14 protein-coding genes and 1 pseudogene are annotated in these 9,397 nt (G+C 60.6%); 10 read left to right on the forward strand and 5 right to left on the reverse strand.

The features are described from left to right. Window positions 1-24 precede the first annotated feature (24 nt). Window positions 25-540 carry a methylated-DNA--[protein]-cysteine S-methyltransferase gene (locus tag LOY31_RS18185; protein ID WP_258711993.1) on the forward strand — a complete coding sequence of 172 codons (516 nt, stop codon included), beginning with the start codon at window positions 25-27 and terminating at the stop codon, window positions 538-540. Here LOY31_RS18185 and LOY31_RS18190 read toward each other — a convergent pair. The 4 genes and pseudogenes from LOY31_RS18190 to LOY31_RS18205 form a co-directional block, all read right to left on the reverse strand. Then, the gene (locus LOY31_RS18190; RefSeq protein WP_064380653.1) at window positions 537-1,127 is read right to left on the reverse strand and encodes an NUDIX domain-containing protein; all 591 of its coding nucleotides are present in this window, start codon (window positions 1,125-1,127) and stop codon (window positions 537-539) included. The two genes, LOY31_RS18185 and LOY31_RS18190, sit on opposite strands and share 4 nt — an antisense overlap. A gap of 168 nt (window positions 1,128-1,295) precedes the next feature. Next, window positions 1,296-2,297 (reverse strand): annotated as a pseudogene (locus tag LOY31_RS18195) (chitinase); the annotation flags it as partial. Window positions 2,298-2,337: 40 nt separating this feature from the next. Further along, a complete protein-coding gene (locus LOY31_RS18200; protein ID WP_085602550.1) occupies window positions 2,338-2,973 on the reverse strand; it encodes a lytic polysaccharide monooxygenase auxiliary activity family 9 protein in 636 nt (211 codons plus the stop codon). 223 nt (window positions 2,974-3,196) lie between these two features. After that, the gene (locus tag LOY31_RS18205; RefSeq protein WP_007958228.1) at window positions 3,197-3,634 is read right to left on the reverse strand and encodes a hemerythrin domain-containing protein; all 438 of its coding nucleotides are present in this window, start codon (window positions 3,632-3,634) and stop codon (window positions 3,197-3,199) included. A gap of 137 nt (window positions 3,635-3,771) precedes the next feature. Here LOY31_RS18205 and LOY31_RS18210 point away from each other — a divergent pair, with 137 nt between their 5' ends. Further along, entirely contained in the window at window positions 3,772-4,197 is a 426-nt protein-coding gene (locus LOY31_RS18210; RefSeq protein WP_011334932.1) for an N-acetyltransferase, read from the forward strand. A 62-nt stretch (window positions 4,198-4,259) separates the two neighbouring features. Here LOY31_RS18210 and LOY31_RS18215 read toward each other — a convergent pair whose 3' ends face one another. Further along, window positions 4,260-4,610, reverse strand: coding sequence for a hypothetical protein (locus tag LOY31_RS18215; protein WP_007958217.1), 351 nt, complete (start codon window positions 4,608-4,610; stop codon window positions 4,260-4,262). A gap of 135 nt (window positions 4,611-4,745) precedes the next feature. Between LOY31_RS18215 and LOY31_RS18220 the strand changes: the two genes are divergently transcribed. From LOY31_RS18220 to LOY31_RS18255, 8 genes are all read left to right on the forward strand, one after another. Continuing rightward, window positions 4,746-5,075, forward strand: a complete 330-nt coding sequence (locus LOY31_RS18220) for a DUF6388 family protein (RefSeq protein ID WP_007958215.1) — start codon at window positions 4,746-4,748, stop codon at window positions 5,073-5,075. Between the two features lie 24 nt (window positions 5,076-5,099). Next, the gene (locus LOY31_RS18225; protein WP_007958213.1) at window positions 5,100-5,801 is read left to right on the forward strand and encodes a YoaK family protein; all 702 of its coding nucleotides are present in this window, start codon (window positions 5,100-5,102) and stop codon (window positions 5,799-5,801) included. A 100-nt stretch (window positions 5,802-5,901) separates the two neighbouring features. Continuing rightward, a complete protein-coding gene (tusD, locus tag LOY31_RS18230) occupies window positions 5,902-6,294 on the forward strand; it encodes a sulfurtransferase complex subunit TusD (RefSeq protein WP_045121864.1) in 393 nt (130 codons plus the stop codon). A gap of 1 nt (window position 6,295) precedes the next feature. Next, entirely contained in the window at window positions 6,296-6,652 is a 357-nt protein-coding gene (tusC, locus tag LOY31_RS18235; RefSeq protein ID WP_007958208.1) for a sulfurtransferase complex subunit TusC, read from the forward strand. Further along, a complete protein-coding gene (gene tusB / locus LOY31_RS18240; protein WP_085602542.1) occupies window positions 6,652-6,945 on the forward strand; it encodes a sulfurtransferase complex subunit TusB in 294 nt (97 codons plus the stop codon). Before tusC ends, tusB begins: the two co-directional genes overlap by 1 nt. Continuing rightward, window positions 6,942-7,277: a TusE/DsrC/DsvC family sulfur relay protein gene (locus LOY31_RS18245; protein WP_085602540.1), complete on the forward strand. Its 336-nt coding sequence runs from the start codon at window positions 6,942-6,944 to the stop codon at window positions 7,275-7,277. Before tusB ends, LOY31_RS18245 begins: the two co-directional genes overlap by 4 nt. Next, on the forward strand, window positions 7,274-8,275 hold the full coding sequence (locus LOY31_RS18250; RefSeq protein ID WP_085602538.1) for a glycosyl transferase family protein: 1,002 nt from the start codon (window positions 7,274-7,276) through the stop codon (window positions 8,273-8,275). The genes LOY31_RS18245 and LOY31_RS18250 overlap by 4 nt, the downstream gene beginning before the upstream one ends. Before the next feature lie 91 nt (window positions 8,276-8,366). Beyond that, window positions 8,367-9,368, forward strand: a complete 1,002-nt coding sequence (locus LOY31_RS18255) for a glutathione S-transferase family protein (RefSeq protein ID WP_221533697.1) — start codon at window positions 8,367-8,369, stop codon at window positions 9,366-9,368. The last annotated feature ends 29 nt before the right edge of the window (window positions 9,369-9,397 follow it).

A 9,397-nucleotide genomic window follows, 5' to 3' on the forward strand; every position in this document is an offset into this window, starting at 1 on the left:
CGCCCCCGTACCGGAGTTTTTCCCATGGCCTATACGTTCATCACCCTGCCCTCGCCTGTCGGCGAGTTGAAGCTGGTCGCGAACGGCTCACGTCTGGCCGCCATCCTCTGGGAAAACGACAAACCGAACCGGGTGCGCCTCGGGCCGATGAGCGAATCACCGGACAATCCGGTGCTGATGAAAACCACGCGTCAGCTGGAAGAATATTTTGCAGGAACGCGAAACGCGTTCGATCTGGAGCTGGACTTTGCCGGCACCGAGTTCCAGAAAAAGGTCTGGGCCGCGCTGCTGACCATTCCGTTTGGCGAAACCCGCACCTACAGCCAGATCGCCGAACAGATCGGCCACCCGAGTGCGGTGCGTGCCGTCGGCGCGGCGAACGGGCGCAATCCGATTTCGATCATTGCGCCGTGCCATCGAGTCATCGGCGCCTCAGGAAAACTGACCGGGTTTGCCGGAGGCCTTGAAGCCAAAGAGCGCTTGCTGACCCTGGAGGGTGGCCAGTGGTCGGACATCGGTAAAACCGGCGATCTGTTTTAACCGCCGAACAGGTTATTCATCGCCGCGTATTGCAGCAGCATGATGGTCTTGGCATCGCAAATCTCGCCGCGCTGGAACGCCGCCAGCGCGTCGTCGAAACGCCACTCCAGCACTTCCAGCTCTTCGGTTTCCTCTTCCAGACCGCCCCCTTCACTGACCTTTGACGAGGCATCGTACTCGGCGATGAAAAAGTGCAGTTTCTCGGTCACCGAGCCGGGGCTCATGTAGGCCTCGAACACCTTCTTCACGTCATGCACGCGGTAACCGGTTTCTTCCTCGGCCTCGTCGCGGATGCGCTGCTCTGGCGCCGCGCCTTCAAGCAGTCCGGCCGCCACTTCAATCAGCAAACCGTCATGACCGTTGACGAACACCGGCAGACGGAACTGCCGGGTCAGCACCACGGTCCGTTGCTCGCGGTTGAACAGCAGGATCGCCGCGCCATTGCCACGGTCGTAGACCTCGCGCGTCTGACGCTGCCAGTCACCGTTGTTGCGGTGATAGTCGAAGGTGATTTTCTTCAGCAGATACCAGTCGTGGGACAACACCTGGGTATCGACGATGTTGACCCGCTCGGCTGTGTTGGACATGACGCCTGATCCTTTTTTGTCATCGGAAGATGGCCATGGTAGGTGAATTGATGCGAACCGCCGACGAAAAAAAAGCCCGGCAGCGCTACCGGGCTTTTCGTTCATTGACTACTGATGTGCCACGTTCACCGTTGCGGCATCAGTGCCCTGCGCCGTAGACGGCGCCCCGTGAATCAGTGGTCCATAACGCCGACTGAATTCCCAGTTGTACGGCACGCGATCCTTGCTGGTGCCGTTGTCCCAGTTCACCGACCAGGTCATCAGGCCCTTGATCGGATGCCCTTTGACCGCCAGGCGTTTCATCGCGTTGCCGACTACGGTTTTGTCGATCACGTAGCCGGTAGCGGCCGCATCGACGTTGGACGGCAGGCCGATGACGAACTTGTCCGCCGGGATCTTCGTAAAACCGCGAGTACCGGTCACCAGGCTCTCGGTCAGGTAATAGAGAAAGTCCTCTTTCATCGCGTCGTTGTTCTGGGCGATCCACGCCCCGTTGCCGTTATTGGCTTCCGGCACCCAGACCCCGTCGCCGCCCTGGTTGTAGAACTGCGGAGCGATGAAATCGTAATAGCCTTCCAGCGCCTGCAGATAACCGACGTATTTGCCGGAGGTGGTCAGGTACGGAAACTCCGGCGCCATGCTGATGATGAAATGCTTGCCTTGGCCGGCGTAGTGATCCTTGACCAGTTTCAGCGCGGCCGGCAGGACGGTCTTGTTGGCAGCGAAATCAATCGCGCTCTGTTCAAGATCGATGTCCAGACCATCGAAGCCGTAGGTTTCCACCAGACGGATGATTTCATTGGCCAGCGGTTGCTCCTGACCGGCGCGCAACTCGATGTGCGCATCGGCACCGCCCAGGGAAATCAGCACGGCTCTCCCCTGACTGTTGAGCACGCCGACCTGACGACGGAACTCGGCATCGGAAACGTTGAACGGCTTGAAGGTCGGAATCCCGCTGCCCTTCATGAAGGCCACCGCGACCACGTTGTATTCCTTCGGCACGTTTTCCAGCGCGATGTTGGCGAACTGGCCGCGCTGGTAACCATCGCTCGGGCCGGCCGGCCAGTTGTGCCAGAAGCCCATGAGGATCTTCTTGCCGGCAAGAGTCGGCATCAGCGACGCCGCGTCGCTGGCCTGGTTTTTCAATAGGGTGAAGTCGATGTTTGACATGTTCTAATCCTTCAGAACGTGTGGGTTTGACGTTGCGGGCTTATTTGAAGTCCACATCGAAGGCCTGATAGAAGGCGTTGCCGGTATTGGCGACGATCCACATCAGGACGATGACGTGATGACCCTGCTTGTTGCCCGGAAGTTTCACGGCGTGATTGACCTTGGCTTTCAATTCCGCCGAATGACTGTAGTACGGCACTTGCGGATAGAAATCCTCGGCGAAGGGTTGCGCTTCCAGTTGCGCTCGGCTGATGCGTTGTTTCGGGTCCCAGCCATCCTTGGTGATCAGCCAGCGATAACCGCGGGTGGTGTGCGGCGCGGTGTACTCCCATTTGACCTCAAGGGTCTGGCCGGGGGTGACATTGAGGAGCGGCCAGGAGAACGGACGCCCGAGTTTCTTGCTCATTTCTTCTGCGGTGAAGTTCACACAGTCACGTGCGTCGTTCTTGCCGCCACTGAGAATATAGCCGTCAGCCGGCGGCACGACGCTCGGGTTGTCGCTTTCGAACGGCGCCGGGAACGGACCGGCCGCGAGTGCCGGAAAGTTCTTGCCGCCTTCCATTTCATTGACCTGCCAGCCGCCGAGCAATCCTTGCTCGATGGCCACCGCGCCGCGGCTTGCAGGGGAAATGACGCGACCGTGTCGCAGTTGGGTTTGAGCTTGTGGTTGGTTCATGTTTTTCACTCCGTTGATTTAAGAACTCTCCTGTCCGAGGAGAGGCCTTCAAGCTAACGGAGGGGGATTTTTTGTCCACCGGCGGTTTTGTCGCAGTCGGCCTCGGCGAAACTCGAAAAACGCCGAAAATACTGTATATAAACACAGTGCATTGCGACGACGCTCACCTGACGCATGGCAAAAAGACTACACCGCGTCATTACAAAAACCTGCATTCACCGGTTCAGGGAAGCTGCGCCTCGAACTCCTTTTGATACTGCCCGGCGAGCTGTTCCTTTTGTTTGTCGTCGAGCAGCTTGCCGGCCATCTGGAAGAACTTCTGCTCTTCTTCCTGCAGGTGGTGATGGACCTTCTCCGAGAGCTTTTTCGCCGTGGCCAGCCAGGCCGGGCTGGACATCTCGGTCTCGTCGAGCTCTTCCATCATTTCGTCCATTTCATGGTGCTCGGCGATGGCATGGCGGCTGAGGTCGACACCGTTGTCGAACTCCATCAGCGGGATATAGAAATGGCGCTCTTCGGCCGTTTCGTGAGCCTGAAGCTCAGCCTTCAGTTGCTTGTAGGCCTCCACCCTTTCCGGGGTGTCACCGCTGGTCTTGATCAACGATTTCGCGTAGGTCCGCTGACGATCGTGGCTTTCACGCAGGGCTTCGAAAATGTTCATGGAATCTCCCAGGCAAACGCGTTCCGGATGGACGCCCTAAAGGGCTAGACCCCGGCGCAGCAGCGACGGTTCCAAGCGATTGCTTCAATCGGCTGCGGCGCGATAGGCTGCCGATTCATTACTACAAGGAAGACAACATGACGTTGCGGATCGAGCTGTCACAGGACCCCACCGAAGAACAGCGCGCAGCCATCCTGGCGCCCCTGCGTGCCCATAACATCGCCAAAGCCGGGCCTTCGCTGTACGAACCGGTCGCGTTGCTGGTGCGCGACGATAACGACGCGATCCTCGGTGGCCTCTATGGGCACACGTTCTATCGGTGGCTGTTTATCGAGTTGCTGGCGGTGCCGGAAGAAGGCCGGGGACAGGGAATCGGCTCGAAGCTGATGAACATGGTCGAGGAATTCGCCCGGGAAAAAGACTGCGTGGGGATCTGGCTCGATACCTTTGATTTTCAGGCGCCCGGGTTCTACAAAAAACTGGGGTATACCGAGTGTGGCGAGATTGTGGATTATCCGCTGGGGCACAAGCGGCATTTTTTCCAGAAGCGTTTGATTGATTGAGTTCAGCGCCCCCCGCCCGCAGGCTGGCGAGGGTCGCAAATTTCAACGCATTCAGCTGCCCGTTACAGACAGGTCGCCAGCGCCGCCAAGCGGCGCTTGGCCACAAAATCATCCTTCTGCGCGTAGTAATTCAGCACGGTGCCGGACGCATCCGTGGTCAAGTCGACGAACGACTCCGCCGAACGCGTGTAGACCGTCGAACCGCCCTTCTTGCCCGGTTGCAGATAAGCCGCTGCGTCCACGCCGAACACCGCTTCGTCCTGCCAGGCGAATTGCACGCACTGGGCCACGACTTTTTCGGGTTTATCCGAATTCAGGGTCTTGTAAGGGGTTTGCGTGCGGGCGTCTTCCATCGCCGAACCCGCGCAACCGGCCAGCAGGGTTGCCGCCAGTGCCACCATCAGCATTCGCATTGCATTCGCTCATTCGGAAAAAAGCGGACTGTATCACCGCAACGCCAAAAATCGTTCTGCTTTACTGCATTTAGAACGCGACACATACCGGCCGCTGCGGCACATTAACGGTCATCAGCCTTACAAGGAAAGCCCATGGCGCCTACTGACCAGCGACACGAACAGGCCCTGAAACTGTTTCTCGATGCGCGTCCGGAACTGCGCGAAGCCCTTGACCACCTCAACCCGCTGCTGGCCCAGGCCAAGGGCGAAACCCAGGCGCAGTACCGCGAAGAACGCCTGCACGAAGCCTTCGAAGCCGAGGCCGAAAGCCAGGGTTTGTTTGCCTGGGAGCTGACGTTGCAGCTCACCGCTGCGACGCCCGAGGAGTATCAGGCGCAACGCCTGGAAGTGCATCGTGAAGTGGCGGAAATGGCCGGGATGGACTGGCTGGAGTACTGCGATCTGTATGGCATAGAACCGTAAACCCCGCTCAAGGACGCTGCCTCGATGCTGCCTTCCACCTCGACCCACCGCGCCAGCCCCGGACATCTTCACATACAGAAATGGCGCGGCCGTGTAGGCCTGGCGCTGGTTGCCAGCCTGTCGGTACTGGCCGGCATGACCGACGCCATCGGCTTCATGGCCAGCGGCGATTTCGTTTCCTTCATGAGCGGCAACACCACGCGGCTGGCGGTGGCGATCAGTGATGGCGACAGCGCACTGACGTTAAGGCTGATCCTGCTGGTCGCCACGTTCATTGTCGGTAATGCCCTCGGGGTTGTGGTCAGCCGACTGGGTGGTCGGCGGGCGCTGCCGTTGCTGCTATCCATCGCCGCCCTGCTCTGTTTGGCGGCCTGGCCCTTTGACACGCAACTGCCGGCCCTGCTGGCGGCGATCATTGCGATGGGCATGCTCAACGCGGCGGTGGAAGAAGTGAACGGTCTGCCGGTCGGGCTGACGTACGTCACCGGCGCCCTGTCCCGATTCGGCCGTGGATTGGGCCGGTGGGTGCTCGGCGAACGGCGAAGCGGCTGGCGGGTGCAACTGGTGCCGTGGAGCGGGATGCTGGTCGGCGCCATTCTGGGGGCAGTGCTGGAACATCATCTGGGGCTCAAGGCGATGTTGGTCAGCGGACTGTTTGCCGCCGTACTGGGGCTGCTGACCCTGAAGATTCCGCGGCGTTGGCAGTTGGGCTACATGCCGCGTTGACGGACACCTGCTTGCATCGAAACGGGCGCGGGAAACATCCGCTTCGCCGCCCCACCGAGAAAGCTTTATCATGGCCGCAGTTTTGCTGATCGAGTCCGTCATGAAGTTCGCCATTGCGCTGTTTTCCGCCGCCCATGCGCCCTCCTCGCGCCGCGCCCTGCTGTTCGCTCAGGCCGCGCTGGCCGGCGGGCATGAGATTGTCCGGCTGTTTTTCTATCAGGACGGAGTCCACAACGCGTCCGACGCCGTGGTCACGCCGCAGGACGAACTGGACCTGCCCAAACAGTGGCGAACCTTTATCACCGAACAAAACCTCGACGGCGTGGTGTGCATCGCCGCAGCCCTGCGCCGTGGCGTGTTGAATACCGAGGAAGCCGGGCGTTATCAACGTGACGCCGTGGCCGTCAGCGCACCGTGGGAATTGTCCGGCCTCGGCCAGTTGCATGATGCGGTGCAGGATGCCGACCGCCTCATCTGTTTCGGAGGCGCATGACATGGCCAAGTCCCTTCTGATTATCAGCCGCCAATCGCCGTGGTCCGGCCCCGGCGCCCGCGAAGCGCTGGACATCGTGCTGGCCGGCGGCGCGTTCGATCTGCCGATCGGTCTGCTGTTTCTCGACGACGGCGTGTTGCAACTGGCCGCCGGGCAGAACGCCAAGGCCCTGCAACAGAAAGACCTGAGCGCCAACCTGCAAGCACTGCCGATGTTCGGCGTCGAAGAGCTGTTCTACTGCGCCGACAGCGCCAGTGCTCGCGGCCTCGGCGATCGTTCGCTGGACGAGGCGCAGCCTTTGGCCGCCGAACAAATCACCGCCCTTATTGACCGTTACGACCAGGTGATCACCCTCTGATGTCGACTTTGCATGTGTTGTCCCACTCCCCGTTCGGCGACGAACGCCTGACCAGTTGCCTGCGCCTGCTCGGTTCTGCCGATGCGCTATTGCTGTCTGGCGATGCCGCTTATGCGCTGCAACCCGGCACTGCGCCGTTCAGTGCGCTGGAATCGCGTAAGGTGAAATTGTTCGTGCTGGCCGAAGACGCGCAAGCCCGTGCCGTACAGGTTCCGGACTGGGCCGAAGCCATCGATTACCCGGCCTTCGTCGAGCTGTCGATCCACCACGACAAGGTCAACAGCTGGCTATGAGTGCGCTGACCGTCGGCGCCCGCGCCATTGAACTGGACAAGGACGGCTTCCTGGTCGACCTCAACGACTGGTCGGCGGAAGTCGCCAGCGCCCTCGCCGCTGCCGAAGACATCGAGCTGAGCGCCGAACATTGGGAAGTCCTCGAGCTGCTGCGCAGCTTCTATGCCGAATTCCAGTTGTCCCCGGCCACCCGGCCGCTGATCAAGTACACCGCGCTCAAGCTCGGCGCGGAGAAAGGCAACAGCCTGCACCTGAACCGACTGTTCAAAGGCACCCCTGCCAAACTCGCCGCGAAACTGGCGGGCCTGCCCAAACCGACGAATTGCCTATGACCGACTATCCAGCGCTGACCCTCGAAACGCCCGCCGAACACCCGTTCGCCCAGTTCGTGCGCATCCTCGGCAAGGGCAAGCGCGGCGCCCGCGACCTGACCCGCGAGGAAGCCCGGCAAGCCATGGGCATGGTGCTCGACGAAGCGGTCGAAGAAACCCAGCTTGGCGCTTTCCTGATGCTGCTGCGGCACAAGGAAGAAAGCGCCGAGGAAATGGCCGGCTTCACCGAAGCCCTGCGCGAACGCTTGCAGGCGCCAGAGTTGAAGGTCGATCTGGATTGGCCGACCTATGCCGGCAAGAAGCGTCACCTGCCGTGGTATCTGCTGGCGGCCAAGTGCCTGGCGCAGAACGGCGTGCGCATCTTCATGCACGGCGGCGGCGCGCACACCGCCGGGCGCTTGTACTCCGAACAACTGCTCGGTGAACTGAACATCCCACTGTGCCGCAACTGGCAACAGGTCGGCGCGGCGCTGGACAACGGCGGTCTGGCGTTCATGCCACTGTTGGACTGGGCGCCGCAGCTGCAACGGATGATCGACCTGCGCAACACCCTCGGTCTGCGCTCGCCGATCCACTCGCTAGCGCGGATCCTCAATCCGCTGGGCGCGCGTTGCGGTTTGCAGAGTATTTTTCACCCTGGCTATCAAGCGGTGCACCGCGATGCCAGCGGCCTGCTTGGCGACACGGCCATCGTGATCAAGGGCGACGGCGGCGAAATCGAGATCAACCCGGATGCCGACAGCCACCTGTACGGCACCACCGGCGGCGAGAGCTGGGACGAGGAGTGGCCGCAGCTGTCGGCGCAGCGTCACGTCAAACCTTCTTCGCTGGATATCGAGCATTTGAAGGCCGTCTGGCGTGGCGATGTGGTCGACAGCTATCCGCAAATGGCGCTGATTTCGACCATGGCGCTGGCACTGCGCGGCCTAGGTCAGAGCCGTGAACAGGCTTTCGAAACCGCCGAGCAATACTGGGCTGCGCGGGACAAATCGATTTAACCGATCATTAACGCCCGATCTTTGCGCTTTTTGTTCGAACTCATCGGAATAGACTCGGCTCCAACGAATATTGGTTTCTGGAGTCTTGATCATGGGTTTACTCGTCGACGGCCGCTGGCAGGACAAGTGGTACGAAAGCAGCAAGGACGGTGCGTTCCAGCGCGAACAGGCGCAGCGCCGCAACTGGGTCACTCGCAACGGCGAGCCGGGCCCGAGTGGTGAAGGCGGTTTTGCCGCCGAAGCCGGGCGTTATCACCTTTACGTCTCCCTCGCCTGTCCATGGGCGCATCGCACGCTGATCCTGCGCAAGCTCAAAGGCCTGGAAAGCCTGATCGATGTTTCCGTCGTTAGCTGGCTGATGCTGGAAAACGGCTGGACCTTCGACCAGAACCTCGGTTCGACCGGCGACAAACTCGACCACTTCGATTTCATGCACCAGCGCTACACCGCCGACACCGCCGACTACACCGGCCGCGTCACCGTGCCGGTGCTGTGGGACAAGAAGCTCAAGCGCATCGTCAGCAACGAATCGGCGGAGATCATCCGCATGTTCAACAGCGCCTTCGATGACTTGACCGGCAACGATCTGGACTTCTATCCAGCGCCATTACGCAGCGAGATCGATGCGCTGAACAAGCGGATCTACCCTGCCGTGAACAACGGTGTGTACCGCGCCGGTTTCGCGACCTCGCAGAAGGCCTATGAAGAAGCGTTCGACGACGTGTTTGCCGAACTGGATCATCTGGAGCAAGTGCTGGGCGCCAACCGTTATCTGACGGGTGAATACCTGACCGAGGCCGACGTGCGCTTGTTCACCACGCTGATTCGTTTCGACGCGGTGTATCACGGGCACTTCAAATGCAATCTGCGGCGGATCAGCGATTATCCGAATCTGTCGAACTGGCTGCGTGAGATGTACCAGTGGCCGGGCGTTGCCGAGACCGTGGATTTCCAGCACATCAAGAATCACTACTACGGCAGCCACAAGACCATCAACCCGACCGGCGTTGTGCCGAAGGGGCCGAAACAGGATTTCACTGTGGCCCATGACCGGAACCGGTTGGGCGGGAAAGGGGTATGGCGCAGAGGTTGAAAGCCGGATCGTTCCCACCGCGTGGGAAC

Source organism: Pseudomonas sp. B21-021 (assembly GCF_024749205.1).
In the GTDB taxonomy this organism is placed as follows: Bacteria; Pseudomonadota; Gammaproteobacteria; order Pseudomonadales; family Pseudomonadaceae; genus Aquipseudomonas; species Aquipseudomonas paraglycinae.